This window comes from Streptomyces sp. NPDC050422 (genome assembly GCF_044458665.1).
GTDB lineage: Bacteria > Actinomycetota > Actinomycetes > Streptomycetales > Streptomycetaceae > Streptomyces.
Map to the genome: position 1 here is coordinate 1 of NZ_JBITIE010000025.1, position 25872 is coordinate 25872.

The 25872-nt window shown below is 70.2% G+C and carries 20 protein-coding genes; 12 read left to right on the forward strand and 8 right to left on the reverse strand.

Annotation, left to right across the window (positions count from 1 at the left end; all coding sequences use genetic code 11):
• Positions 1-238: 238 nt before the first annotated feature.
• On the reverse strand, positions 239-433 hold the full coding sequence (locus ACIBJG_RS32560) for a hypothetical protein (protein ID WP_399313043.1): 195 nt from the start codon (positions 431-433) through the stop codon (positions 239-241).
• Between the two features lie 487 nt (positions 434-920).
• Between ACIBJG_RS32560 and ACIBJG_RS32565 the strand changes: the two genes are divergently transcribed.
• Complete coding sequence (locus ACIBJG_RS32565) at positions 921-2069, forward strand: acyltransferase family protein (protein ID WP_399313044.1); 1149 nt, start codon at positions 921-923, stop codon at positions 2067-2069.
• Between the two features lie 69 nt (positions 2070-2138).
• On the opposite strand, the gene ACIBJG_RS32570 is transcribed toward ACIBJG_RS32565, so the two are convergent.
• Complete coding sequence (locus tag ACIBJG_RS32570) at positions 2139-2624, reverse strand: HD domain-containing protein (protein WP_399313046.1); 486 nt, start codon at positions 2622-2624, stop codon at positions 2139-2141.
• 177 nt (positions 2625-2801) lie between these two features.
• Between ACIBJG_RS32570 and ACIBJG_RS32575 the strand changes: the two genes are divergently transcribed.
• Positions 2802-3965, forward strand: a complete 1164-nt coding sequence (locus tag ACIBJG_RS32575; protein ID WP_399313179.1) for a cation:proton antiporter — start codon at positions 2802-2804, stop codon at positions 3963-3965.
• Positions 3966-4022: 57 nt separating this feature from the next.
• On the opposite strand, the gene ACIBJG_RS32580 is transcribed toward ACIBJG_RS32575, so the two are convergent.
• A complete protein-coding gene (locus tag ACIBJG_RS32580; RefSeq protein ID WP_399313048.1) occupies positions 4023-5168 on the reverse strand; it encodes a PP2C family protein-serine/threonine phosphatase in 1146 nt (381 codons plus the stop codon).
• Positions 5169-5273: 105 nt separating this feature from the next.
• On the opposite strand from ACIBJG_RS32580, the gene ACIBJG_RS32585 reads away from it, so the two are divergent.
• Positions 5274-6506 (forward strand): GNAT family N-acetyltransferase, encoded by a 1233-nt coding sequence (locus tag ACIBJG_RS32585; RefSeq protein WP_399313050.1) that lies wholly within the window; start codon positions 5274-5276, stop codon positions 6504-6506.
• Between the two features lie 267 nt (positions 6507-6773).
• Here the strand turns inward: ACIBJG_RS32585 and ACIBJG_RS32590 are convergent, their stop codons facing one another.
• Both ACIBJG_RS32590 and ACIBJG_RS32595 read right to left on the reverse strand, forming a co-directional pair.
• A complete protein-coding gene (locus ACIBJG_RS32590) occupies positions 6774-7598 on the reverse strand; it encodes an Fpg/Nei family DNA glycosylase (protein ID WP_399313052.1) in 825 nt (274 codons plus the stop codon).
• Between the two features lie 90 nt (positions 7599-7688).
• On the reverse strand, positions 7689-8177 hold the full coding sequence (locus tag ACIBJG_RS32595) for a ribose-5-phosphate isomerase (RefSeq protein ID WP_148018694.1): 489 nt from the start codon (positions 8175-8177) through the stop codon (positions 7689-7691).
• Between the two features lie 231 nt (positions 8178-8408).
• Here ACIBJG_RS32595 and ACIBJG_RS32600 point away from each other — a divergent pair, with 231 nt between their 5' ends.
• Together ACIBJG_RS32600 and ACIBJG_RS32605 are read left to right on the forward strand one after the other, a co-directional pair.
• The gene (locus ACIBJG_RS32600; RefSeq protein WP_399313053.1) at positions 8409-9869 is read left to right on the forward strand and encodes an amino acid permease; all 1461 of its coding nucleotides are present in this window, start codon (positions 8409-8411) and stop codon (positions 9867-9869) included.
• A gap of 110 nt (positions 9870-9979) precedes the next feature.
• Complete coding sequence (locus ACIBJG_RS32605; protein ID WP_399313055.1) at positions 9980-11278, forward strand: FAD-binding oxidoreductase; 1299 nt, start codon at positions 9980-9982, stop codon at positions 11276-11278.
• Here the strand turns inward: ACIBJG_RS32605 and ACIBJG_RS32610 are convergent.
• Entirely contained in the window at positions 11259-11855 is a 597-nt protein-coding gene (locus ACIBJG_RS32610; RefSeq protein ID WP_399313056.1) for a biotin transporter BioY, read from the reverse strand. The two genes, ACIBJG_RS32605 and ACIBJG_RS32610, sit on opposite strands and share 20 nt — an antisense overlap.
• Positions 11856-12255: 400 nt before the next feature.
• Between ACIBJG_RS32610 and ACIBJG_RS32615 the strand changes: the two genes are divergently transcribed.
• Positions 12256-13677, forward strand: a complete 1422-nt coding sequence (locus ACIBJG_RS32615; protein WP_399313058.1) for an amino acid permease — start codon at positions 12256-12258, stop codon at positions 13675-13677.
• 181 nt (positions 13678-13858) lie between these two features.
• Positions 13859-14500, forward strand: a complete 642-nt coding sequence (locus ACIBJG_RS32620; RefSeq protein WP_399313060.1) for a superoxide dismutase — start codon at positions 13859-13861, stop codon at positions 14498-14500.
• A 146-nt stretch (positions 14501-14646) separates the two neighbouring features.
• Here ACIBJG_RS32620 and ACIBJG_RS32625 read toward each other — a convergent pair whose 3' ends face one another.
• Positions 14647-15489 carry a hypothetical protein gene (locus tag ACIBJG_RS32625; RefSeq protein WP_399313062.1) on the reverse strand — a complete coding sequence of 281 codons (843 nt, stop codon included), beginning with the start codon at positions 15487-15489 and terminating at the stop codon, positions 14647-14649.
• A 134-nt stretch (positions 15490-15623) separates the two neighbouring features.
• Between ACIBJG_RS32625 and ACIBJG_RS32630 the strand changes: the two genes are divergently transcribed.
• The gene (locus tag ACIBJG_RS32630; RefSeq protein ID WP_399313063.1) at positions 15624-16157 is read left to right on the forward strand and encodes a DUF4240 domain-containing protein; all 534 of its coding nucleotides are present in this window, start codon (positions 15624-15626) and stop codon (positions 16155-16157) included.
• A gap of 49 nt (positions 16158-16206) precedes the next feature.
• Here ACIBJG_RS32630 and ACIBJG_RS32635 read toward each other — a convergent pair whose 3' ends face one another.
• Positions 16207-16857 (reverse strand): DsbA family protein, encoded by a 651-nt coding sequence (locus ACIBJG_RS32635; protein WP_399313065.1) that lies wholly within the window; start codon positions 16855-16857, stop codon positions 16207-16209.
• A gap of 134 nt (positions 16858-16991) precedes the next feature.
• On the opposite strand from ACIBJG_RS32635, the gene pepN reads away from it, so the two are divergent.
• The 4 genes from pepN (at position 16992) to ACIBJG_RS32655 (ending at position 25784) form a co-directional block, all read left to right on the forward strand.
• Positions 16992-19589 carry an aminopeptidase N gene (gene pepN, locus ACIBJG_RS32640; RefSeq protein WP_399313067.1) on the forward strand — a complete coding sequence of 866 codons (2598 nt, stop codon included), beginning with the start codon at positions 16992-16994 and terminating at the stop codon, positions 19587-19589.
• 427 nt (positions 19590-20016) lie between these two features.
• On the forward strand, positions 20017-21087 hold the full coding sequence (locus ACIBJG_RS32645) for a hypothetical protein (RefSeq protein WP_399313069.1): 1071 nt from the start codon (positions 20017-20019) through the stop codon (positions 21085-21087).
• A 178-nt stretch (positions 21088-21265) separates the two neighbouring features.
• Positions 21266-24577 carry a S8 family serine peptidase gene (locus tag ACIBJG_RS32650; protein WP_399313071.1) on the forward strand — a complete coding sequence of 1104 codons (3312 nt, stop codon included), beginning with the start codon at positions 21266-21268 and terminating at the stop codon, positions 24575-24577.
• Positions 24578-24755: 178 nt separating this feature from the next.
• Complete coding sequence (locus ACIBJG_RS32655) at positions 24756-25784, forward strand: aspartate-semialdehyde dehydrogenase (RefSeq protein WP_326736196.1); 1029 nt, start codon at positions 24756-24758, stop codon at positions 25782-25784.
• The last annotated feature ends 88 nt before the right edge of the window (positions 25785-25872 follow it).

Genomic DNA, 25872 nt, shown 5'->3' on the forward strand with positions numbered 1-25872 from the left:
CAGCCCGTTGGGCATCGGTCACCGACAACGGCGGAATCTTCGGACCCGGACGACTCATACCCAACCAACGACAAAACTCCGACTCAGGTCACTAGCTACGCGGGTTCGATTCCCGTCGCCCGCTCCATGCTTCGGGCCCGGCCCGGCGGATCCCCTCGGGGATGTCCGCCGGACCGGGCCCTTCGCGTTTCCCGGGGCGCGTCCTGCGGGGCGGTGTCGCCGCCCCGGGCCGGAGGCCTCAGAAGCTGATCTGGTTGATGCTCTGCGCTATCGAGTCCATGAACCTCTGGATCGACGGCGCCATGCCGGTCGACGCCAGGAAGAAGCCGAAGAGCACCGCGACGATCGCGGGTCCGGCCTTGATGGAGCCACCTCGGATCAGGACCACCAGGATGATCGCCAAAAGAAGCACCACAGACAGCGAAATGGCCACGACTGCTCACACCCTCGGTCGGTCCGCCTTGCCGGCCCGGAGGTGTGCGGCCGCGCACTCCTCCGTTGCGTCCATCGTGCCACCAACTCCCCTGTGGTCGCTGCCAGGTGACGGATCGACCTGTCGATATCACGCCATCTTGCGCCCCCTGCGCCCCCTGCGCGCCGGTCAGTTGACGGAGCCGGGCCGGACGCCGGGCGCGTAGTCGCGGGGCCGGCACCGGCGCTTCCACCAGCAGGAACCTCATACGGAGAGGCAATTGCAACGGCGATCGTTTCCGCATCCACACAGTTTATTCACAGGGAATACCGGCGGCTGGCGAGACGTAATTCACTCTCCCCAACTACCTGCGGATTTGCACCATTTAAGCAGGATCAATATGGGCATATCGGACAGATTTCGCGGGTTTGGCATTCCATCGGACGGGAACACGCGATATCCGACGGCGGTTTTACGAATGGCAATCGAGACGTCTAGGGTGCCTGAGATGTTCCACGCTCCGAACGTATTCCAGAGGGCCACGCTCCCACCGGCGACCCGGGAGTCGGAGCCCAGACCCCAAGCACCGGAGACGACGGAGGGCGGACCCGCACCGGTCCAGGACCGGCCTGCGCAGGCGGCTGCCCCGAAGAAGCGTGACCCCTACTTCGACAATGCCAAGTACCTGGCCATCGTGCTGGTCGCGGTGGCCCACTCGTGGGTTCCGGTCATGGAGGGGAGCAGGGCCGCGCGTGCGCTGTACATGGTGACGTACACCTTCCACATGCCGGCTTTCATCATCATCTCCGGCTATTTCTCACGCTCGTTCGACATGAGCCCGGCCAAGGTGAAGCGCCTGGTCACCGGGGTGGCCGTGCCGTACGTGGTGTTCGAGACGGCGTACTCGCTGTTCCGGCGGTACGTGGACGACCCCGACGCCCCGATCAGCCTGACCGAGCCCTGGTACCTCACCTGGTTCCTGGCCGCGCTGTTCATCTGGCGGCTCACCACGCCCCTGTGGCGCAATCTGCGTCATCCGCTGGCGGTCTCGCTCGTCATCGCCTCCCTCGCCTCGCTCGCCCCCAGCATCGGCGACGACCTCGACCTGCCGCGCGTACTGCAGTTCCTGCCGTTCTTCGTGCTCGGGCTCCAGCTCAAGCCCGAGCACTTCCAGTTGGTCCGCCGCCGCGAGGCGCGACTGCTGGCCCTTCCGCTGTTCGCCGGCGCGGTGCTCTTCGCCTACTGGGCGGCGCCCCGCATGCAACTGGGCTGGTTCCTGCGCAACTCGACCGCCCAGGACATGGGTAACCCCTGGTGGACCGGCGTGGTGATGACCCTCGCGCTGTTCGGCTGCGCGACGCTGCTCACCGCCGCGTTCCTGTCCCTGGTCCCGCGGCGCCACATGTGGTTCACGGTGCTCGGCGGCGGAACGATCTGCGGCTATCTGCTGCACGGGTTCATGGTGAAGGGCGCCGACTACGGCGGTGTCTTCGACCGGAACGAGTGGCTGGTCTCGCCGACCGGCCTGGTGCTGGTCAGCGTCGTCGCCTCGGCCGGGGTGACCCTGATGTGCACGCCGCCGGTACGGCGCGTCCTGCGCTGCGTGACCGAACCGGACATGAACTGGGCCTTCCGGCGGGACTCCGCGAAGCTCTGAGAGCAGGACGTCACCGCCGCACACCTGAACACGTCGGAGCCCGGCCCGTTCGGGCTCCGACGTGTTGGCTCAATCCCGTTGCTCGGCGGGCGGTTGCGGTGCGGTGAGCCCGAGCAACCCCCGTACCAGCGCATACTTCTCGGTCAGCCGGGTACGGGTCGCCGGTTCCAGCACCGCGAGGCGGGCCGGGTCGGCGTTGTGGGCGAGGTCGGCCTCCTTGACCAACAGGGCGCCGGGCGTGGCCAGGATGCGCCCCGTGTACGCCGGCAGGCCCTCGCCGGCCCGCTTCGTGACGGCGAGCACCATGTCCTTGACCTGCTGCGACAGCGCGGCATCGGCCAGCCAGCGCTCCGACAGCGCGTCGTCCTCGACAGCGTCGTGCAGCCAGGCCGCGGCGATCTGTTCGTCGCTGCCGCCCCTGACCCGTACCCCCTCGGCGACCGCCGCGAGGTGCTCGGTGTACGGCCTGCCCGCCTTGTCCCGCTGCGCGGCATGGGCCTCGCGGGCGACGGCCTCGACTTCGGCCAGGGTCAGCTGTGCTCGTGATGCGGTCATGCCCCGACCCTAGAAGGGGCGCGGCCCCCGATGCCCGTCCGCTCCGTGGCGAGGCCGCCGGGGGCCGTCATAGTTGCAGCGTCAATCGTTCGGTAAACTAATTACTGACGATTTCTTGACGCTCTCTTGACCCGACGAAGGATCAAGCTCATCGGACACGCAGACACGCTCATCGCCATGGGCGGCGCCTTCCTCGCCGCCGCAGTACTCGCCCGCGTCGGTAGCCGCATCGGACTCCCGACCATCCCACTGTTCATCCTGGCCGGCATCCTGCTCGGCCCCCACACCCCCGGCATCGTTCTCGTCGCCGACCCGCACGACCTGGAGATGCTCTCGGCACTCGGTCTGGTGCTGCTGCTCTTCTACCTCGGCCTGGAATTCCACCTCGACGACCTCAAAGCGGGCGGCCGCAAGATGGCCGTCGCGGGTGGCGCCTATCTCGCCCTGAACGTCGGCGCCGGGCTCGGCTTCGGCTTCGCGCTGGGCTGGGGCACCTCGGAGGCGCTGGTCCTCGCCGGGGTGCTCGGCATCTCGTCCTCGGCCATCGTCACCAAGGTCCTGGTCGACCTCGGCCGCATCGGCAACCCGGAGACCAAGCCGATCCTCGGCATCATCGTCGTCGAGGACGTGTTCCTCGCCCTGTACCTGGCGGCCCTCCAGCCCATCCTCTCGGGCGCCGACAGCCTCGCGTCGGCCGCGGTCGACGGCGGCAAGGCCTTCGGGTTCCTGCTGATCCTCGCGCTGGCCGCCCGGTTCGGCACCAAGGTCATCGGCAAGCTCATCAACACCCGGGACGACGAACTGCTCGTCATCTCCTTCCTCGGCGCCGCCGTCCTCGTGGCCGGCATATCGGAGTGGTTCGGGGTCGCGGACGCCATCGGCGCCTTCATGGTGGGCCTCATGCTCGGCAGCACCACCTCGGGGGAACGCATCCTCAAGCTGGTCCACCCGCTGCGCGACGCCTTCGGAGCGATCTTCTTCTTCGCGTTCGGCCTCTCCATCAACCCCGGCGACCTGCCGACCGTGCTGTGGCCGGTGCTGGCCGCCGTGGCGGTGACCCTCGCCATGAACGTCGTCGCGGGACTGGCCGCCGCCAAGGTGTACGCCTTCGGCCCGCAGGCCACGGCGAACATCTCCACGACCCTGGTGGCGCGCGGTGAGTTCGCCCTGATCCTCGCCACGATGGCGGCCGGCGCGGGGCTGGACGAACGGCTCTCCCCGTTCATCGCGGGCTATGTGCTCGTCCTCGCGGTCCTGGCTCCCCTGGCCGCCGGGCGCTCGCACTGGCTGGCCCGGTTCCTGCCCCGCGGGCGCGAGACGATTCCGCTCCCGATCCGGTGACGGACCGGTCCTCGTTGACGTACGTCCGGTTCGAACCGGTTGCACACGGTTCCGGATTCAGGACCGGCGCGACAGCAGCAGCAGTGCCCGGTCGTCGTTGACGTCCTTGGCGCAGGCCTCGATGAGATGCCAGGCCGCGCCCTCGAAGCCCGTGGTGACGTAGCGGTCGGCCTCGCCCGTCAGCCGGTCGATGCCTTCCGCGATGTCGCGGTCGGAGGCCTCCACCAGGCCGTCGGTGAACAGCATCAGCACGTCACCGGGGGCCAGATGGCCCTTCACGGCGTCGAACTCCGCCCCGTCGTACACCCCGAGCAGCGGGCCCTCCGCCGCCTTCTCCTCCCACTGGCCGCTGCCGGCGTGGAGCTGGAGGGCGGGCGGATGGCCGGCCGAGAGGAGTTCGTAGTCCCCCGACTCCAGGTCCAGGACCAGATGGATCGAGGTGGCGAAGCCCTCGTCCCAGTCCTGGCGCAGCAGATAGCCGTTGGCCGCCGGCAAGAAGCCGTGCGGCGGCAGCGATCCGAGGAGCCCGCCGAACGCGCCGGACAGCAGCAGCGCCCGGGAGCCTGCGTCCATGCCCTTGCCGGAGACATCGGTGAGCACGGCCTCCAGCGTGCGGCCCCCGTTGGTGCGGGCCGCTACGACGAAGTCCCCGGAGAAGGACTGCCCGCCTGCCGGGCGTAGCGACATCTCTCGGTGCCAGCCCTGCGGGAGGCGGGGCAGCGCGCTCTGCACCCGGATGCGTTCGCGCAGGTCGAAGAGCATGGTGCCGCCGCGCCGCCACGGCACGCCGACCCTGGCCCGGAACTGGGCGAGGATCAGACCGAGGAACCCGCAGGCGGCGACCGTCAGCACGGTGCCGGGGGTGACCCGGGCCGGGCCGTCCTCGTACGGACCGAGCCAGACGGCCTCCACGATAAGTGCCGCCGCGGCGGTCGCGTACAGACCGAGCAAGCTGGCGGGGCGCAGCAGCAGGCCGCCCGCGATGATCGGCAGGACGAGCACGGTCGGCGAGCACCACACCGGGTTCAGCAGGGTGCCGCAGGTGATCGCCGGAATGGTCAGCAGCAGCGCGGCCAGCGCGATCCAGTCCGAGCCGTCCCCGCGGAAGTAGTCGACCCCGGACCGGCGCAGCGTGGTGCGTACCCGGTGCGCCGATTTCCTCAATCGGGCCGGGTACGTCTCTGCTCCTGCGCGTCGGGCCATTGCGGGGACCTTATCCACCCGGCGGCCTCCGGTGCAGGGGGACCCCTGTGACAATGCGTTCGAAAACGCCTCGCCCGGCTGCCGAAGCCCTGGTAGTCATGGCATATGACTACAGAGCTCCGCGTATTGCAGCCGTCCGAATGGAACAAGTGGTTCGAGTGCCTGGAGCTCGCGTTCGGCGGGAACCCCGAGTCTCCGGAACAGCGGGAGCTGGAGCAGGAACTGACCGAGTGCGAGCGGTCGATCGGGATCTGGGACGGCGACGACGTGGTCGCGACCGCGGGGGCGTTCAGCTTCCGGGTGGCCGTGCCGGGCGGGGCGCTGGTGCCGGCGGCCGGGGTCACGATGGTGAGCGTCGCGTCCACGCACCGCAGGCGCGGTCTGCTGACCTCGATGATGCGCCGCCAGCTCGACGACGTACGGGCCCTCGGTGAGCCGATCGCGGTGCTGACGGCGTCGGAGCCGGCGATCTACGGCCGGTTCGGGTACGGGGCGGCGACCCGGCAGATGTCCCTGTCGATCGACACGGACCGGGTGCGGCTGAGCGTGCCGGAGGGCACGGACGGGATCCGGCTGCGGTACGCGAAGAAGGACGAGGCGGTCGCGGCGTGCGAGAGCGTGTACGCGCGGCTGGTGGCGGGACGTCCCGGCACCCCGGCCCACGGTCCCGGCTGGGAGCGCAAGCCGCTGGTCGATCCGGTGAGTACGCGCCAGGGCGGCTCGGCGCTGCAGTGCGTGCTGGCGGAGCGGGACGGCGAGCTCGTCGGCTACACGAACTACCACATCAAGCCCGAATGGGATACGTCGGGCCCCAAGGGCCGCATCGTGGTGGGCGATCTGGCGGCGCTGGACCCGGCGGCGTACGCGGCGCTGTGGCAGTTCCTCTTCGGGATCGACCTGACGTCGACGGTCGAGGCACGGAACCGTCCGGCGGACGACGCGGTGCTGCACCTGGTGTCGGATGTGCGGCGGTGCGGGGTCCGGCTGCGGGACTCGCTCCATGTGCGGCTGGTGGACGTGGGCGCGGCGCTGGAGGCTCGGACCTACCGGGGGCCGCTGGACGTGGTGTTCGAGGTCGAGGACGCGTTCTGCCCCTGGAATGCCGGGCGTTGGCGGCTGACGGCCGACGCGAAGGGCGGCGCGTCGTGCAAGCGCACGGAGGACGCGGCGGATCTGGCGTTGTCGGTACGGGAGTTGGGCTCGGCCTATCTGGGCGGCGAGGCACTGAGCTCGCTGGCGCTGGCCGGCCGGGTGAGGGAGCTGCGGGCCGGGGCGGTGGCGGAGGCGTCGTCGGCGTTCCTGTCCGACGTGGCGCCGTGGTTGCCACGGGGGTTCTAAGGGCTGTCCCGCAATTCCTGGTGGATCAGCGCGCGGCGTCAGATGCGGTGCATCGCAAGACGGAGAGGCGCCCGCATACTGGATGTATTCGGGCGTTTCGACAACGCGGCGAGGTGCCGTAGCTGTCGTCGTGCGCCCGCCAGGAATTGCGGGACAGCCCTTAGGCGGGGTGCGGGTTCGTCCGGCGACTGGCCTTGTCCCCAATCGCCGGACGGGCTTGATTTCGCGGCGTCGACTGCCGTGCAGCACCCTTCGGGCGCTCTGCCCTCAATCGCCGGACAGGCTGGATTTCTGGCACCCCGGGCACCAGAACAGGTTCCGGGCCGCCAGGTCCGCCGTACGGATCTGCGTACCGCAGATGTGGCAGGCCCGGCGGGCGCGGCGGTAGACGTACACCTCGCCGCCGTGGTCGTCCACGCGCGGCGGGCGGCCCATCGCCTCGGGCAGGTGCTCGGGGCGCACGGTGTCGATGCGGTTGTTGCGTACGCCCTCACGCATCAGCGCGCCCAGGTCCGTCCAGATCGCGTCCCACTCGCGGCGGGTGAGGTCCTTGCCGGCCCGGTACGGGTCGATGCCGTGCCGGAACAGCACCTCCGCGCGGTACACGTTGCCGACGCCCGCGACGACCTTCTGGTCCATCAGCAGGGCGGCCACGGTGATCCGGCTGCGGGAGATCCGCTGCCAGGCCCGCTCGCCGTCGTCGGCGGGGCGCAGCGGGTCGGGGCCCAGGCGGTCGTGTATCGCGCGCTTCTCGGCGTCGGTGATCAGGGCGCAGGTGGTGGGGCCGCGCAGGTCCGCGTGGTGCGCGTCGTTCCGGATGCGCAGCCGGACCGTGTCGGTGGGCGGCGGGGCCGGGACCGTACCGAATCCGAGCTTGCCGAACAGGCCGAGGTGGATGTGGACCCAGCCGGTGTCCTCGAAGCCGAGGAAGAGGTGCTTGCCGTGGGCCTCCGCACCGTCCAGCACCCGGCCGTCGAGCAGGGCGGCGCTGTCGGAGAACTTCCCCTGCGGGCTGCTCACCCGCACGGGCCGTCCCGCGAACCGGTCCCGGTGGTCGTCCGCGAGGCGGTGGATCGTGTGTCCCTCGGGCACGGCTGCGGTTCTCCTCGGTGAGGCGCGGGGCAGGGCGGACATGGCTGTGCCGCCGGGGGTACCGGCGGCACAGTTCAGGATATGGGGTGCTCAGCCCTGCTGCGGGTGGTGGGCCGGGATCGGGGGGAGCTCGCCGGTGTTCTCGTACGCCGTGAGCATCTCGATGCGGCGGGTGTGCCGCTCCTCGCCCGAGTACGGGGTGGAGAGGAAGATCTCGACGAACTTGGTGGACTCCTCGGCCGTGTGCATCCGGCCGCCGATGGAGATCACGTTGGCGTTGTTGTGCTCGCGGCCCAGCGCGGCGGTCTGCTCGCTCCAGGCGAGTGCGGCACGTACGCCCTTGACCTTGTTCGCGGCCATCTGCTCGCCGTTGCCGGAGCCGCCGATCACGATGCCGAGGCTGTCCGGGTCCGCGGCCGTCTTCTCGGCGGCGCGCAGGCAGAACGGCGGGTAGTCGTCCTGGGCGTCATAGATGTGGGGACCGCAGTCGACGACTTCGTGGCCCTGTGCCTTGAGCCACTCGACGAGGTGGTTCTTGAGTTCGTAACCGGCATGGTCGGATCCGAGGTACACGCGCATGGGAGGAGTGTGGCACGAGCGACGCCGGGTAACCGACGACGGGGTGCGGTGTGGCCCCGATGTGCGGGCCCTGTGTGTGCGATGCCACTGAGGCAACGATCCGGTCAAGGAACCGGAGGAAAGGGTTCCGCTTTCGGGGTTCACCGGGCTTCAATGCATCGCTTGCCGCTCCGCCACCGCGGCGCGGCGGAGCACGCAACCGAGTGATCCGAAAACGTGAGGATTCGATCCATGACGTCGCAGACGACTCTGGCAGGGCCGGGCCAACAGCCCGACGGGCCGGACCGTTCGGGCCGGACGGAGTCCGGGGACGGGCTCCAGGCCGGTCTCAAGAACCGTCACCTCTCCATGATCGCGATCGGCGGTGTGATCGGCGCGGGCCTGTTCGTGGGCTCCGGGGCCGGTATCGCCGCCGCCGGACCGGCCATCCTTCTGTCGTACGCACTGGTCGGCCTGATGGTCGTCTTCGTGATGCGGATGCTCGGCGAGATGGCGGCCGCCCGCCCCGCCTCGGGCTCCTTCTCCACCTACGCCGACCAGGCGCTGGGCCGCTGGGCCGGGTTCTCGATCGGCTGGCTGTACTGGTTCTTCTGGGTCGTGGTGCTCGCCGTCGAGGCCACGGCGGGTGCCAAGATCCTGGAGAGCTGGGTGCCGGGCGTGCCGCAGTGGGGCTGGGCACTGATCGTGATGCTGGTGCTGACCGCGACGAACCTGGTGTCCGTCGGTTCGTACGGCGAGTTCGAGTTCTGGTTCGCCGGCATCAAGGTCGTCGCGATCGGCGCGTTCGTGATCATCGGCCTGCTCGCCGTCTTCGGGGTACTGCCCGGATCGGACCACGCCGGATCCGGACTGGCCCACCTCACCGACACCGGCGGCTTCTTCCCCAAGGGCCCCGGCGCGATCCTCACCGGCGTACTGATGGTCGTCTTCTCCTTCATGGGCAGCGAGATCGTGACGCTGGCGGCCGGTGAGTCGGAGAACCCGCAGCGCGCCGTCCAGAAGGCCACCAACAGCGTCATCTGGCGGATCGCCGTCTTCTACCTGGGCTCGATCTTCATCGTGCTGACCCTGCTGCCGTGGAACGACCCGTCGATCCTCGAGAAGGGCAGCTACGTCGCGGCGCTCGACGTCATCGGCATCCCGCACGCCGGCCAGGTAATGGACGTCATCGTGTTGACGGCCGTGCTGTCCTGCCTCAACTCCGGCCTCTACACGGCCTCCCGGATGGCGTTCTCGCTCGGCGGCCGCGGTGACGCCCCCAAGGCGTTCGCCCGGACCAACAAGCGGGGCGTGCCGCAGGCGGCGATCCTCTCCTCCGTGGTCTTCGGCTTCGTCGCCGTCTTCTTCAACTACCAGTGGCCCGACACCGTCTTCGCGTTCCTGCTGAACTCGTCCGGCGCGGTCGCCCTCTTCGTCTGGCTGGTCATCTGCTTCACCCAGCTGCGGATGCGCGGCATCATCCTGCGCGAGTCGCCCGAGAAGCTGGTCGTACGGATGTGGCTCTTCCCGTACCTGACCTGGGCGACCATCGCGATGATCTCGTTCGTGCTGGTCTACATGCTGACCGACGACGCCGGGCGTGAGCAGGTGCTGCTCTCGCTGCTGGTCGCGGTGCTGGTGGTGGCCGTGTCGCTGGTACGTGAGGCGCGCAGGCGCCGGAGCGGCGAGCCGGTCGCGGGCGGCGAGAAGTGACCATCCATACCTGACGCTCCTTGTCAGGTATACCGGGGAGGCTCTCCGTCGTGACGACCTCGCGGACGAGGTCGTCAGCGCATCGAGCGAGCGACTGGAGAGCCTCCGCCATGACTGCCGTCCCCGCCGGATACCAGACCGGCTTCGCAATCCGCCCCGACCTCGTCGTCGAGGCCGCCGACGCCGAGGTCGTACGTACCGCCGTGACCCGGGCCGCCCGGGAGGGGCTCCGGGTGGGCGTCCACGCCACCGGCCACGGGCTGGCCGGCCCCGTCGAGGGCGGCGTCCTGATCAGCACCCGGGCGATGGACTCGGTCCTGGTCGACCCGGTGCGCCGCACCGCCCGGATCGGCGCGGGCGTCACCTGGGGCCAGGTCATCGAGGCCGCCGCCCCGCACGGGCTCGCCCCGCTCAACGGCTCCTCCCCCGGCGTGGGCGCCGTCTCGTACACGCTCGGCGGCGGGCTCGGCGTGCTGGCCCGGGAGTTCGGGTACGCCGCCGACCTGGTCCGCTCGTTCGACGTGGTGACGGGGGACGGGGTGCTGCGCCATGTCAGCGCCGAGGACGAGCCCGAACTGTTCTGGGGGCTGCGCGGCGGCGGGCACCGGCTGGGCGTGGTGACCTGGATGGAGACCGGCCTGGTCCCGGTGGCCCGGCTCTACGGCGGCTCGGTCCTCTTCGACGGCGACGGGGAGGCGGGTGCGCAGGTACTGCGGCGCTACCTGGAGTGGACCCGGACCGTGCCCGTATCGCTGACCTCCTCGGTCGGCGCGCTCGTGTACCCGGACATTCCGCAGGTGCCGCAGGAGATGCGTGGCCGGTACGTGGTGTCGGTGCGGGTCGCGTACACCGGCTCGGCCGCAGAGGGCGAACGCCTCGTCGCGCCGCTGCGGGCGATCGGCCCCGCACTGGCGGACTCGCTGCGGGAGATGCCGTACACCGACAGCCACACCATCCACAGCGATCCGCCGTTCCCGCACGCCTACTACGGGGACGGGCTGATGCTGAGCGGGATCGATCCCGAGCGGGCGGCACGGGTGCTGGAGCTGACCGGGCGGAAGGCGCCGATGATGACCGTGGTGCAGCTCAACCACCTGGGCGGCGCCCTGGCCGCCGCGCCGGACCCGGACAGTGCGGTGCCGTACCGGGACGCCGGCTTCCTGCTGCGGCTGCTGTCGCCGCTCGACGGTACGGACGTGGCGTCGGTCCGGGCGCTGTACGAGGAGGTGGCCGCCGTCCTGGGGCCGCTGGTCGTCGGCCGTTCGCTGAACTTCTCCTTCGGCGGCGGAGACCGTACCGAGGGGTTCCACGGACCGCGGACGCGCGAGAGGCTCGCCGGTCTGGTGTCGCGATACGACCCGGCGAGCCTCTTCGGAGGGAGCTACGGCATCAGCCGCGACGGCCGATGAGCTTCCAGGACGCGGGCAGCGCGCCCATGGCGAGCACGGCCTTCAGCGCGTCGCCGAGCAGGAACGGCGTCAGGCCGGCCGCGATCGCGGCGCTCGCCGACATGCCGGTGGACAGCGCCAGGTAGGGCACGCCGACCGCGTAGATGATCGCCGAGCCGAGCACCATCGTGCCCGCGGTGCGCAGCACGGAGCGGTCGCCGCCGCGGCGGGCCAGGCCGCCGACCACCGTGGCCGCGAGCAGCATGCCGAGCACGTAGCCGAAGGAGGCGCCGCCCGCGCCGGAGCTGCCGGCCGAGAACCACGGCATGCCGGCCATGCCGACGAGCGCGTACACGGCGAGCGCGAGGAAGCCGCGGCGGGCGCCGAGCGCGGTGCCGACCAGGAGCGCGGCGAAGGTCTGGCCGGTGACCGGGACCGGGGAGCCGGGGACCGGGACGGCGATCTGGGCCGCTATGCCGGTCAGCGCGGCACCGCCGAGCACCAGGGCGGTGTCCACGGCGTAGCGGTGCCGGGCGGCGGGCAGCAGGTCGGCGAGGACCGCTCCGGTGCGGACGGGGGCGGCGGCAGCAGTGCTCATCGGGACTCCGCGGGGTGAGGGCAGGCGAGGGTGGGTGGGGACGGACTGAGGCTGACGTTAGCCGACGGAGTATGGCTGGATCACCATCAGCGGCCCACAAAGCGTCGGTTGGGGGTTTGGTGGGGTTCACACAACAGACAGCGCGCAATCACGTCGAGGCGTGATGCTCGTCACTGAGGTGGGGGCGGATAATGCCGCATGCGACCGGGAAGGGACTCGGGGGTCAGACTGTGAATTCCCTCTAAAGCGACGGTCCATGACGGTGAGCGACCCCACGCGGCCGGGTGTGCGCGGCGTGTGAGCCTGGTGCCCGTATAGCGGACGGTCGTTCCCCGTGAACGGAGCGCGTGTTCAGACTGGGTACCCATCCCCCGTCTCACCGACCGAACAGAGCTCGTCCATGCCTCGGACCTCCGCGCCTCCCCCCACAGGCTCCCCGGCCGTCGCCTCCGACACCGGAAGCGACTCGGCCCTCACCCACGGACTCAAGCAGCGCCACCTGTCGATGATCGCCCTCGGCGGTGTCATCGGTGCCGGGCTGTTCGTCGGCTCCGGCGCGGGCATCGCCGCCGCCGGACCGTCGATCATCATCGCCTACGCGGTCTCCGGGCTGCTGGTCATGCTCGTGATGCGCATGCTCGGCGAGATGTCGGCGGCCAACCCGGCCTCCGGTTCGTTCTCCGTCCACGCCGAGCGGGCGATCGGCCCGTGGGCCGGGTTCACGGCGGGCTGGGCGTTCTGGGTGCTGCTCTGCGTCGCCGTCGGCCTGGAGGGCATCGGCGCCGCGCAGATCATCGGCGGCTGGCTGCCCGGGACTCCGGAGTGGGCCTGGGTGGCACTGTTCATGGTGGTGTTCCTGGGCACGAACCTGGCCTCGGTGACGAAGTTCGGCGAGTTCGAGTTCTGGTTCGCGGCGCTCAAGGTCGCCGCGATCACGCTGTTCCTGGTGCTGGGGATCCTGGCGATCCTCGGCGTGCTCCCGGGCACGGACGCTCCGGGCACGGCCAACCTCAGCGGTGAGGGCGGATTCATGCCGAACGGCTCCGAGGGGCTGGTCATCGGGCTGCTCGCCTCCGTCTTCGCGTACGGCGGTCTGGAGACGGTCACCATCGCCGCGGCGGAGTCCGAGAACCCGGTGCAGGGGGTCGCGAAGGCCGTGCGGACGGCGATGTGGCGGATCGCGCTGTTCTACGTCGGCTCGATGGCGGTCATCGTCACGCTGGTCCCGTGGGACGACGCGAAGGTGGTGGAGGTGGGCCCGTTCTACGCGGCCCTGGACCACCTGGGCATCAGCGGTGCGGCGGAGATCATGAACGTGGTCATCCTGGTGGCGCTGCTCTCGGCGATGAACGCCAACATCTACGGCGCCTCGCGCATGGCCTGCTCACTGGTGGCCCGCGGCCAGGGCCCGAAGCGGCTGGGCCGGGTCACCTCGGGCGTGCCGCGCACGGCGGTCCTGGTCTCGTCCGTGTTCGGGTTCCTGTGCGTGCTGCTGAGCCACTGGCGTCCGGACGACGTGTTCCCGTGGCTGCTCAACATGATCGGCGCGGTGATCCTGGTCGTCTGGATCTTCATCGCGGTCTCCCAGCTGATCCTGCGCACCCGGATGGAGCGCGAGGCGCCCGAGAAGCTGGTGGTGCGGATGTGGCTCTTCCCGGGCCTGACGGTGGTGGCGCTCCTCGCCATGGCCGGCATCTTCTTCCTGATGCTCCGCCAGCCCGACACCCGTGACCAGCTACTGGCGACGGGTGCGCTGACGGCGGTCCTGATCGTGATCGGTGTCGTACGACAGCGGCGCGCCACGACCACCACGGACGGGTAACCCCGGTACGCGGAAACGCCGGGCGGGCCCGATCACCCGGGCCCGCCCGGCGTTTTCGCGTGCGCCTGCGGGGCCGTGGTCCTACGCCGAAGGGCTGATGACCTCCCAGTCACTCCTGCTGTTAGCCTGCTCTTGCATATAGGTTGCAATAACAACAGTTCAGCAGCTGGAGGGTTCGATCATGGCCACGTACACGCTCCCGGAACTCCCGTACGACTACGCGGCGCTCGAACCGGTCATCAATCCGCAGATCATCGAGCTCCACCACGACAAGCACCACGCCGCGTACGTGAAGGGCGCGAACGACACCCTGGAGCAGCTGGCGGAGGCCCGGGACAAGGAGGCATGGGGGGCGGTCAACGGGCTCCAGAAGAACCTCGCGTTCCACCTCTCCGGCCACATCCTGCACTCGATCTACTGGCACAACATGACCGGCGACGGCGGTGGCGAGCCGCTGGCCGCGGACGGCGTCGGGGACCTCGCGGACGCGATCACCGACTCGTTCGGCTCCTTCGCGGGCTTCAGGTCCCAGCTGACGAAGGCCGCGGCCACCACGCAGGGCTCCGGCTGGGGTGTCCTCGCGTACGAGCCGCTCAGCGGCAGGCTGATCGTCGAGCAGGTCTACGACCACCAGGGAAACGTGGGCCAGGGCTCGGTCCCGGTCCTGGTCTTCGACGCCTGGGAGCACGCCTTCTACCTCCAGTACAAGAACCAGAAGGTCGACTTCATCGAGGCCATGTGGCGTGTCGTCAACTGGCAGGACGTCGCGAAGCGTTACGCGGCTGCCAAGGAGCGCGCGGACGTGCTGTTGCTCGCACCCTGAACGCCGGGCCGAAAGGCCCCGGCGCACCGAGAACGTCCTGCCTCGTGATCGTCTTCTCAACTGTCGCCGGGCAGGCGGATGAAGGAGGGCCCCCTGCGAGGACGTGACTCGCGGGGGGCCTTCTGTGTGGCGGACAGCGGTACGGATCAGCCGGCCAGCGGACCGCTGAGGGTCGGCACGGGCACAACGCCCCCTGCGGGCACGGCCGTCCGGACCGTCTTCCCATGGTCCGTCAGGTTCATCGTCGCCACGGTGCTCCCGACCTCCCCCGTTATCCAGTCGAGCCGGGTACGCACGAGTCGGCCGCTCCCGTCGACCCAGACCTCCGCGTGGACGGGTATCGAGCCGAGCATCTCCTGCAGGACGTCGGCCTGGGCGCGCACGTCCTTCGCCATCCGCAGGGTGACGGTCTCCCAGCCGAGCTCTCCGCGGTAGTGGTCGGCGCCCATGCCGTCCACCTGGTCCTCGCCGAGGTACTTGACCTCACCCATCTGCGCCACCTGCTCCAGGACGTGCCGGGGGTCGTTCACCGGGGCGCGCAGCAGGTAATGGGCCTCGGCACGGTCCTGGCGGATCGACCCCCAGCGGCCCTTCGACTCGGAGAACCCGCCGACGTAGACAGTGCCGTCGTGGAAGATCTCGTCCACCCGGGGCGACTTCTTGCCGGGGCTGTCCGGGCTGCTGAGACCGACACCGAGGCGCCCGCGGTTGCCGGCCCAGTCGAAGTCGCCGTCGATGGAGACGACGAAGCTATCGGTCCCGCCATCGGTCCCGCCCCCCACCAGGATCTCCTCGTCGATCCGGGCGCTGCTCTTCTGCATGGCCGCCACCGCAGTACGTACCGCGGCCCCGTAGTCGACCTCCGGGGCGGCGACTGCCGCCGGCTCGGCCGTGGCCGAGGCCTCGGCCTCGGCCGGTCCGGATCCGTCGGAGCACCCGGCGCACAGCAGTGCCGCGACGAACACGAGGGGAACGAGGGCGCGCCGCATGGTCTCTCCGGAGGGTGGTGGCCGCCGCACCGGCAGGTCACCGACACCGGGCGGGTGATCGTACCAACGTCCCCACGTCCCCACGTCCCCACGTCCTCAGGTCGATGTCAGACCTCTGCCGCATGCTTCGTCCCATGGACACCAAGGACTTCTGGAAGCTGATCGACGACGCGCGCGCCCTGGTCGTCGACCCCGCCGACGCCGAGGCCGTGGCCGGGCGGGTGGCGGCGCTGCTCGCGGAGCGGCCGGCGGACGACATCCTCGCCGCGCAACAGCTGGTGTGGGACCTGATGGCGGCTTCCTACCGGGCGCCGCTCTGGGCCGCGGCCTACACGATCAACGGCGGATGCTCGGACGACGGTTTCGACTACTTCCGGGGCTGGCTGATAGCGCAGGGCCGGGAGGTGTTCGAGCGGGTGGTGGCCGATCCGGACGCGCTGGCCGGTCTGCCGGCGGTCAGGGCGGCGGCGACCGAGGGCGTGGACCTGGAGTGCGAGGACGTGCTCGGGGTGGCGTGGGACGCCTACCGGGAGGCGACGGGCGAGGAGTTGCCGCAGGAATCGTTCACGATCGACTACCCGGCGCTGGACCCGGAGTGGGACTTCGACTTCGACGACGCGGAGCGGGTGGCGCTGCGGCTGCCGGAGCTGGACGCGCTGTACGGGTGAGGGGCGGGGCTGCGGGGCCGGCCGGGGACCGGCCCCGCAGCGCACACGGTCAGTCGAAGACCGGGCCCTGCGTGCGGGTCCGCTTGATCTCGTAGAAGCCCGGGATCGACGCGACCAGCAGCGTGCCGTCCCAGAGCTTCGCCGCCTCCTCGCCCTTCGGGGCGGGGGTGACGACCGGGCCGAAGAAGGCGATCTGCTCGCCGTCCGCGCCGGGCACCGCGATGACCGGGGTGCCGACGTCCTGGCCGACCTTGTCGATGCCTTCCTGGTGGGAGGCGCGCAGCTCGGTGTCGTACGCGTCGGAGTCGGCGTAATCCGCGAGCTCGGCCGGCAGGCCGACGTCCTTCAGCGCACCCTCGATCGCCTCGCGGGTGGGGCCCTCGCCCTGGTTGTGGAAGCGGGTGCCGAGTGCCGTGTACAGCGGGCCGACGATGTCGTCGCCGTGCTTCTGCTGGGCGGCGATCACCACGCGGACCGGGCCCCAGGCCTTGTTCTCCAGCAGGTCGCGGTACTCGTCGGGCAGCTCGTCCAGCCGGTTCTCGTTGAGCACGGCCAGGCTCATCACATGCCAGCGGACCTCGACGTCGCGGACCTTCTCCACCTCCAGCATCCAGCGGGAGGTCATCCAGGCCCAGGGGCAGAGCGGGTCGAACCAGAAATCGGCGGGGGTCTTGCCGGTCACCGTGCTGTTGTCAGACATCTCTCTCCTCATGAGGACCGATCGCATCCTGTGCCCGAGAACACCGCCGGGCGCTTCCGCCATTCCCGAACGCGTGGCCGGAAGACGGCATGGGAGGATCAAAATATTCGAAGGTGACACAAAGGAGTGTGCTCGTGCCTGGTGAGAACCTGTCCCGCGACGAGGCCCATGAGCGGGCCGAGCTGCTGACCGTCGACGGTTACGACGTCGTCCTCGACGTCCGGTCCGCGGTCGGTGGGCCCGACGGAGAAGGTGAGCAGGGAGCCGGTCCACGGACCTTCCGCTCGGTGACGACGATCCGGTTCCGCTCGGCGCGTGCCGGTGCGTCGACCTTCGCCGATCTGATCGCCCCGTCCGTGAACGCGGTGACGCTGGACGGTACGGCGCTGGACCCGGCGGCCGTCTTCGACGGGGTGCGCGTGACCCTGGCCGATCTGTCGGAGGGCGAGCACGTCCTGGTGGTCGACGCGCAGTGCGCGTACAGCAGGACCGGCGAGGGCATGCACCGCTTCGTCGACCCGGAGGACGGCGAGGTCTACCTCTACACCCAGTACGAGCCGGCGGACTCGCGGCGCGTCTTCGCCAACTTCGAGCAGCCCGACCTCAAGGCCCCCTTCCGCTTCCAGGTGACGGCCCCCGAGGAGTGGACGGTCTGGAGCAACGGGGCCGAGGAGTCCCGCGAGGGCGGGGTGTGGCGCTTCGCCGAGACGAAGCCGATCTCGACGTACATCACGGCGGTCGTCGCCGGTCCGTACCACTACGTGACCGACTCCTACAGCCGTACGTTCGATGACGGCACGACGCTGGACATCCCGCTCGGCGCGATGTGCCGCAAGGGGCTCGCCCGGCACTTCGACGCCGACGACGTCTTCCTGATCACCAAGCAGGGTCTGGACTTCTTCCACGACAACTTCGACTACCCGTACCCGTTCGGCAAGTACGACCAGGCGTTCGTGCCCGAGTACAACCTCGGTGCGATGGAGAACCCCGGCTGTGTCACGTTCCGCGAGGAGTACATCTACCGCGGGAAGGTGACGCAGGCGGCGTACGAGCGCCGGGCCAACGTCATCCTGCACGAGATGGCCCACATGTGGTTCGGCGACCTCGTCACCATGCAGTGGTGGGACGACCTGTGGCTCAAGGAATCCTTCGCCGACTTCATGGGCGTCTTCGCGATGGTGGAGGCCACCCGGTTCAAGAACGGCTGGATCACCTTCGCGAACAACCGCAAGGCCTGGGCCTACCGCGCCGACCAGCTGCCGTCCACGCACCCGGTCACGGCCGACATCCGTGACCTGGAGGACGCCAAGCTCAACTTCGACGGCATCACGTACGCCAAGGGCGCCTCGGTGCTGAAGCAGCTGGTGGCGTACGTGGGGCGGGACGCGTTCCTGGAGGGCGCGCGGCGCTACTTCAAGAAGCACGCGTACGGCAACACGCGGCTGGGCGACCTGCTGTCGGTACTGGCCGAGACGTCCGGCCGGGACATGACCTCCTGGTCGCGCTCCTGGCTGCAGACCGCCGGCGTCAACTCGCTGACCCCGGTGGCGACCTACGACGCCGCGGACCGGATCACCGAGCTTGCGGTCCTCCAGGAGGCGGCCGAGTCCCACCCGGAGCTGCGGCCCCACCGGGTCGCGGTCGGCCTGTACCGGCGCACGCCCGACGGTGACCTGGTGCGTTACGCCCGGGCCGAGGCCGACGTGGCAGGGCCGCGCACCGTGATCAAGGAGCTGGCCGGGGCCGAGCGGCCCGAGCTGATCCTCGTCAACGACGACGACCTGACGTACTGCAAGGTCCGCTTCGACGAGGTGTCGCTGGCCACGCTCCGGGCCCACCTGGGAGACATCACGGACCCCCTCGCGCGGGCACTGTGCTGGTCCGCGCTGTGGAGCCTCACCCGGGACGGGCTGATGCCGGCCCGCGACTTCGTCTCGCTGGTCCTGGCCTTCTCCGGCCGGGAGACCGATATCGGCGTCCTGCAGATGCTGCACGCCTGGACGCAGACGGCACTGGTGCACTACGCGGCCCCGTCGTGGCGCGAGGAGGGCGGCCGGGCACTGGCCGAGGGCGCGCTGCGCGAGCTGCGGCTCGCGGCGCCGGGCAGCGAGCCCCAGCTGGCCTGGGCCCGCTTCTTCGCCGCGGTCGCCTCCTCGGACACGGACTTCCAGCTGCTGTCCGGGCTGCTCGACGGCACGGCCCGGATCGACGGGCTCGACGTCGACCAGGAGCTCCGGTGGGCGTTCCTGTCGCCGCTGGCCTCGCACGGCGTGGCCGACGAGACGGCCATCGGCGCCGAACTGACCCGCGACGACACGGCATCCGGCAAGCGGCACCAGGTGCGCTGCCTGGCCTCGCGGCCCTCCGCCGCCGTCAAGGCGCAGGCGTGGGCGGGCGTCGTGGAGTCGGACGCGTTGTCCAACGCGCTGGTGGAGGCCACGATCCTGGGCTTCTCGCAGTCCTCGCAGCGGGAGTTGCTGGCGCCGTACGCGGCCAAGTACTTCGAGGTGATCGAGCGGGTGTGGGCCGAGCGGTCCATCCAGATCGGGATGGCCGTGGTGAAGGGCCTGTTCCCGGACCTTCAGGACGACCCCGCCACCGTGGCGGCGACGGACGCGTGGCTGACGGCGCACGCGGATGCGGCGCCGGCGCTGCGGCGGCTGGTGCTGGAGGCGCGGGACGACCTGGCCCGGGGGCTGCGCGCCCAGGCGTGTGACGGCGTAGCCGTCTGATTCGGTGCCGGCCCGTCCGGCGTGACCTTCCCGTCAGGGTGCCCGGCACCACGGCGAGGGTTCCGTCCTCAAACGCCGGACGGGCGGGGTTTGCCGGGTGAGGCAGGTTTGCCGGGCGGCGGGGTTTGCCGGGTGAGGCAGGTTTGCCGGGCGGCGGGGTTTGCCGGGTGAGGCAGGTTTGCCGGGCGGGCGGGGTTTGCCGGGTGAGGCAGGTTTGCCGGGCGGGGTTTGCCGGGCGGGCGGGGTGAGGCGTGCGCGTGCGGCGCGTGGGATCGGCGGTGCGCCCCCGGCGGCAGGCTCGCAATCCCCGGCGGGTCAGCCCTTTTCGGCTGTCGAACGTCCGTACTTTAGGACGGCGTTGTCCTGGAATGTCGACGGGCATGTAACAGGGGTTAAGTGCCCCGCCGCCGGCGGGATACACCGGAGCATGAACCAGAACACCCCGCTCTCTCCCTGCCAGCTCCGCATCACCTCCGATGTCCGGCAACGCGTCATGTCCGCTGCTCAGTTGAAGGCCCGCGGGGTCTCCTCCGCACAGGCCTCCGCGCAGTGCCGGGACGGTGGCCCGTGGCAGCAGCCGCTGCCGGGCGTCTTCGTCCTGCACCCGGGACCGATCGGCGGCCGGGAGCGGCTGCGGTCGGCCCTGCTGTACGCGGGACGGCCACCGGCCTCCGGGCGGCGGACCGTACCGGCGCAGGCGGGCGGCGGCACGGACCCCGGCTACGGCGAGGCGATGATCACCGGGCTGGCCGCCCTCTCGCTGTACGGCTTCGCGGCCGCGCCCCCCACCCTTTCCACGGACCGCGTCGAGGTGCTGGTGCCCCGCGTCCGCCGACTGCGGTCGGTCCGCTATGTCCGTCTGGTGCGCTGTTCCGAGCTGCCACGGCCGGAACAGGTGGACGGGATGCCCGTGGCGCCGGTGGCCCGCGCCCTCGCGGACGCCGTGGCCGGGCTCGCTGACGCCCATGCGGTACGCCGGCTGCTCACCGAGGCGGTCCGCGGCGGCCACTGCGAACCGGCCGTCGTGGTCGGGGAGTTGAACCGCGCCAAGGTGCTCGACCGCCCCCAGGTGGTGAACGCCGTGGACTCGCTGCTCGCCGAGAGCCGGGCGCTGGCGGAGGAACGGCTGTACGACATGGTGCGGACCCACGGGCTCCCGGAGCCGCTGTGGAACGTGGACCTGCGACTGCCCGGCGGCCCGCACCTGGGCGCGGTCGACGCCTACTGGCCCGAGGAGGCGGTCGCCGTGGAGCTGGACACCAGGGCCCCGCGGCACAGCCGGCTCGACGACGGCCCCCGTCAGGAGGAGCACGAGGCCGAGTGGTCCGCGTACTCCGCCCGGCGTGAGCACCTGGAGCGGCTCGGCGTCACCGTCGTCCACCTCACTCCCAGAAAGCTGCGGGACACCCGGGAGCATCAGGCGGCCGTGGTCCGGACGGCGTTGATGGCGGCGGCCGACCGCGAACCGGCCGCGTACGTGATGATCCTGCCCCGGTGAGGCACCTCCGCACGCCACGTATCCGCCGTTTCGTCCCATGTGACGCTTCGGCCCCACTGGCGGAAGTCCGCCATGTACACAACTAGCCCCTCACAACTCTCCACAAACCCCTGTCATTTACGAAAGGGTGAGCGGTCATCCGGTACCGATTTCCGGACTCTCTCTTTCACATACAGGGATGCTGATGACCTCCGAATCCCCCAGCTACATACCCGGGGCGAGACGCGTGGCCCGCGTCGCGGCCGCCGCCGGACTGGTGGCCGCACTGGTCGCCACCGGTGCCGCCCCCGTCTTCGCGGCCGACGACCCGGGCACCGCCCCCGTCAAGGCCGCCGCCGGCGACAGCCCGGCGGACAAGCTCGGCACGGCCGACGCCGATGTTCTCGCCAAGGCCAGGGCCAAGGGCGAGAAGAACATCACGATGATGGTCGCCACCGCCCCCGGTGCGACCGAGCAGGTCAGCAAGCAACTGGACGCCGTCAAGGGCTCCGTGCTGGGGCGCTCGTACGACAAGCTCGGCTATGTGCGGGCGACCGTGCCCACCGCTGCCGCCGAGGCCACCATCAAGGCCGCCTCGAAGCTGGCCTCCGTCCACGGCATCGATCTCAAGCAGGAGATCATGCTGGACGACCCGACGCCCACGGCCGACCGGGCGACCGGCAGCCGCGCAGCGGTGAAGTCGACGGGGACCTACCCGGCGCCCGGGAAGAAGACCCCGGCGAAGAACCCGTACAACCCGTCCTTCGAAACGGGCGCGGTGGACTTCGTCAAGCAGCACCCGAAGGCCGACGGCCGGGGCATCACCATCGGCGTCCTGGACGCGGGCGTCGACATCGCGCACCCCGCGCTCCAGAAGACCACCACCGGCGAGCGCAAGATCACCGACTGGGTGACGGCCACCGACCCGGTCAGTGACGGCGACGGCACCTGGCTGCGGATGACGGACGCCGTGTCCGGCCCGACGTTCACCTACGAGGGCCGTACCTACTCGGCCCCCGAGGGCTCGTACCGGATCAAGGTGTTCAAGGAGTCCGCCACCAAGGGCGGCGACATGGCGGGCGACCTCAACCGCGACGGTGACACCACCGACACGTGGGGCGTCCTGTACGACCCGGTCACCGGCACCACCCGGGTGGACCTGAACAACAACGCGGACTTCTCCGACGACGCCGTCCTGAAGCCGTACAAGGAGAAGCACCAGGTCTCCTACTTCGGCACGGACGACCCGCGGACCGACGTCGTCGAGCGCATCCCGTTCGTCGTCGAGACCCGCAAGAGCGTCGTGTACAACGCGGCCGGGGACACCTCCGACTACGTGTCCATCGGTGTCATCGAGTCCGAGCACGGCACGCACGTCGCGGGCATCACCGCGGCGAACGGCCTGTTCGGCGGCAAGATGAACGGTGCCGCGCCCGGCGCGAAGATCGTCTCCTCGCGCGCCTGCACCTGGTCCGGCGGCTGCACCAACATCGCGCTCACCGAGGGCATGATCGACCTCGTCGTGAACCGCGGTGTCGACGTCGTCAACATGTCGATCGGCGGACTGCCGCCGCTCAACGACGGCAACAACGCCCGCTCGGAGCTGTACAAGCGCCTCATCGACATCTACGGCGTCCAGCTGGTCATCTCGGCCGGCAACGACGGTCCGGGCGTCAACACCATCGGTGACCCCGGTCTCGCCGACCACGTCATCTCGGTCGGTGCGTCCATCTCCAAGGAGACCTGGGCCGCCAACTACGGCTCCGGCGTCACCAAGAAGTACGACATGCTTCCGTTCTCCTCGCGCGGACCGCGTGAGGACGGCGGCTTCACGCCGACCCTGACGGCTCCCGGCGCGTCGATCAACTCGACGCAGACCTGGCTGCCCGGCAGCCCGGTCAAGGAGGCGGGCTACTCCCTCCCTGCCGGCTACTCCATGCTCCAGGGCACGTCGATGGCCTCCCCGCAGGCCGCCGGCGCGACCGCGCTGCTGCTCTCCGCCGCGAAGCAGAAGCACATCGAGGTACCCCCGGCCGACCTGCGCACCGCGCTGACCAGCACCGCCACCCAGATCAAGGGGGTGCCCGCGCACGCCCAGGGTGCCGGCCTGATCAACATCATCGGCGCCTGGAAGCAGATCCAGAAGAAGGGCGCCCCGGCGCACGAGTACACGGTCAAGGCCCCCGTCGACACCGCGATCGACTTCGCGCTGAAGACCCCCGGCTTCGGCACCGGCCTGTACGACCGCGAGGGCGGCCTCAAGGCCGGCCAGAAGAAGTCGTACGACGTCACGGTCACCCGCACCACGGGCCCGGACAAGAACGTCAAGCACAAGCTGTCGTGGAAGTACGACGACGGCACCTTCGAGCTGACCGGCCCGAGCACCGTCTCGCTGCCGCTCGGCAAGCCGGTGACGGTCAAGGTCCAGGCGAAGCCGGGAAGCGCGGGCGTGCACAGCGCGATCCTGCAGCTCGACGACGCGAAGACCTCCGGTGTGGACCAGCAGATCCTGACGACGGTCGTCGTCGCCAAGGACCTGGTGAAGCCGGGTTACGCGTACACGGCGTCCGGCTCGGTGCAGCGCAACGGCACCACGTCGTACTTCGTGAACGTGCCTGAGGGCTCCAAGACCCTCGAGGTCGCCATGAGCGCCCTGCGCTCGGGCAGCCAGACCCGCTTCATCTCCATCCACCCGTACGGGGTCGCGGTGGAGGACAGCGGGACGCCGTTCTGCTACCCGAACTACGAGAACCCGGCCAACACCTGCCGCCCCGACGTGCGCTCGTACGCCGACCCGCAGGCCGGTGTCTGGGAGATCGAGGTCGAGGCACGCCGTACGTCTCCGCTGCTCGACAACCCGTACAAGCTGGACGTCTCGCTGCTCGGCGCCACCTTCGACCCGGCGGTGCAGACCATCGCCGAGGCGAAGATCGGCACCCCCGCCGCGGTGAACTGGACGGTCACCAACAACGCGGGTGACCTGACGGGCAAGCTCAAGGGCGGCTCGCTGGGCTCGGCCGACGTCGAGCGTCCGTCGATCTCCACAGGCGGCGAGTACGTCAAGGAGGTCACCATCGGTGAGGGCGTCGAGAAGCTGGACGTCGCCATCGGCTCCACCTCGGACGCCAACGCCGACCTGGACCTGTACGTCTACAAGGGCGGGGACGAGGTGGGCTCCTCCACCACGGCGGGATCCGAGGAGACCGTCAGTCTGGTGAAGCCCGCCGCGGGCACCTACACGGTCGTCATCCAGGGCTACGACGTCCCGGCCGGCACCACCGAGTACGACTACCGCGACGTGTACTACTCGCCGTCGCTCGGCAAGATCAACGTCGACGAGTCGAAGGCCGTAGACCTGGCCAACGGCGCATCGGCCCAGGTCGGTGCCGAGGTCGCGGTCGCCGGGGCGGCCCCCGAGGGCCGGCAGTTCTTCGGCGAGGTCCAGCTGGTGAACGCGCGCGGCACCGCCGCGGGCACCGGCAGCGTCGTGATCGAGAAGGTCACGCCGTAACCGCATCGCGCTGAATATGTGATCCGCACGACAGTGGGGCGGGTGCCCAACGGGCGCCCGCCCCACTGTGCTGCGCGCCACGTGTCCGCAGGTCGGACAATGGATTGGACAAGGAAGCCGTGGACATACGCATCATGAAGCGGCAACCGTGCCCGTTCGTATGTCTGAAGGAGTCCCCGTGAAGGTCGGAATCGTCGGCGCCACCGGTCAGGTCGGCACAGTCATGCGCAGCATCCTGGCCGAGCGGAAGTTCCCCGTCGCCGAACTGCGCCTCTTCGCTTCCGCACGCTCCGCGGGCTCCACGATCGCCTACGAGGGCACCGACATCACCGTCGAGGACGCCTCCACGGCCGACTACACGGGCCTGGACATCGTGCTGTTCTCGGCCGGCGGCTCGACGTCGAAGGCGCTCGCCGAGAAGGTCGCCGCACAGGGCGCCGTCGTGATCGACAACTCCTCCGCCTGGCGCAAGGACCCCGAGGTCCCGCTGGTCGTCTCCGAGGTCAACCCGCACGCGATCGCGAACCGCCCCAAGGGCATCATCGCCAACCCGAACTGCACCACGATGGCCGCCATGCCCGTGCTGCGCCCGCTGCACGACGAGGCCGGTCTCCAGACGCTGACCGTCGCCACGTACCAGGCGGTGTCCGGCTCCGGAGTGGCCGGCGTCGCCGAGCTGCACGGCCAGGCGTCCAAGGTCGTCGCCGACGCCGACAAGCTCACCCACGACGGCGGAGCGGTCGACTTCCCCGAGCCGGCCGTCTACAAGCGCCCCATCGCCTTCAACGTGCTGCCGCTGGCCGGTGCCATCGTGGACGACGGGTCCTTCGAGACGGACGAGGAGCAGAAGCTCCGCAACGAGTCCCGCAAGATCCTGGAGATCCCGGAGCTGAAGGTGTCCGGCACCTGCGTCCGCGTCCCGGTCTTCTCCGGTCACTCGCTCCAGGTCAACGCCCGTTTCGCCCGTCCGATCAGCGTGGAGCGCGCGTACGAGCTGCTGAAGGACGCCCCCGGCGTCGAGCTCTCGGAGATCCCGACCCCGCTGCAGGCGGCCGGCCAGGACGCGTCCTTCGTCGGGCGGATCCGCGTCGACGAGACCGTGGAGCACGGTCTTGCGCTGTTCGTCTCCAACGACAACCTGCGCAAGGGCGCCGCGCTGAACGCGGTGCAGATCGCGGAGCTGGTGGCGGCTGAGCTCGCCGGCTGACGCCGGGGGGAGGCGGGGCGGGGCGCCGTGCGGGGCGGGTGCGGTGCCGCTGCGGGTGCGGTGCCGCTGCGGGTGCGGTGCCGCTGCG

What these genes read in the sequence shown, in the direction of transcription:
- ACIBJG_RS32630 (WP_399313063.1), top strand. Translation starts at nt 15,624, where the DNA reads ATGGACACCAAGGACTTCTGGAAGCTGATCGACGACGCGCGCGCCCTG.
- ACIBJG_RS32605 (WP_399313055.1), top strand. Translation starts at nt 9,980, where the DNA reads ATGACTGCCGTCCCCGCCGGATACCAGACCGGCTTCGCAATCCGCCCC.
- ACIBJG_RS32585 (WP_399313050.1), top strand. Translation starts at nt 5,274, where the DNA reads ATGACTACAGAGCTCCGCGTATTGCAGCCGTCCGAATGGAACAAGTGG.
- ACIBJG_RS32620 (WP_399313060.1), top strand. Translation starts at nt 13,859, where the DNA reads ATGGCCACGTACACGCTCCCGGAACTCCCGTACGACTACGCGGCGCTC.
- ACIBJG_RS32625 (WP_399313062.1), bottom strand. Translation starts at nt 15,489, where the DNA reads ATGCGGCGCGCCCTCGTTCCCCTCGTGTTCGTCGCGGCACTGCTGTGC.
- ACIBJG_RS32565 (WP_399313044.1), top strand. Translation starts at nt 921, where the DNA reads ATGTTCCACGCTCCGAACGTATTCCAGAGGGCCACGCTCCCACCGGCG.
- ACIBJG_RS32575 (WP_399313179.1), top strand. Translation starts at nt 2,802, where the DNA reads ATGGGCGGCGCCTTCCTCGCCGCCGCAGTACTCGCCCGCGTCGGTAGC.
- ACIBJG_RS32645 (WP_399313069.1), top strand. Translation starts at nt 20,017, where the DNA reads ATGAACCAGAACACCCCGCTCTCTCCCTGCCAGCTCCGCATCACCTCC.
- ACIBJG_RS32570 (WP_399313046.1), bottom strand. Translation starts at nt 2,624, where the DNA reads ATGACCGCATCACGAGCACAGCTGACCCTGGCCGAAGTCGAGGCCGTC.
- ACIBJG_RS32610 (WP_399313056.1), bottom strand. Translation starts at nt 11,855, where the DNA reads ATGAGCACTGCTGCCGCCGCCCCCGTCCGCACCGGAGCGGTCCTCGCC.
- ACIBJG_RS32580 (WP_399313048.1), bottom strand. Translation starts at nt 5,168, where the DNA reads ATGGCCCGACGCGCAGGAGCAGAGACGTACCCGGCCCGATTGAGGAAA.
- ACIBJG_RS32600 (WP_399313053.1), top strand. Translation starts at nt 8,409, where the DNA reads ATGACGTCGCAGACGACTCTGGCAGGGCCGGGCCAACAGCCCGACGGG.
- ACIBJG_RS32615 (WP_399313058.1), top strand. Translation starts at nt 12,256, where the DNA reads ATGCCTCGGACCTCCGCGCCTCCCCCCACAGGCTCCCCGGCCGTCGCC.
- ACIBJG_RS32595 (WP_148018694.1), bottom strand. Translation starts at nt 8,177, where the DNA reads ATGCGCGTGTACCTCGGATCCGACCATGCCGGTTACGAACTCAAGAAC.
- ACIBJG_RS32650 (WP_399313071.1), top strand. Translation starts at nt 21,266, where the DNA reads ATGCTGATGACCTCCGAATCCCCCAGCTACATACCCGGGGCGAGACGC.
- ACIBJG_RS32635 (WP_399313065.1), bottom strand. Translation starts at nt 16,857, where the DNA reads ATGTCTGACAACAGCACGGTGACCGGCAAGACCCCCGCCGATTTCTGG.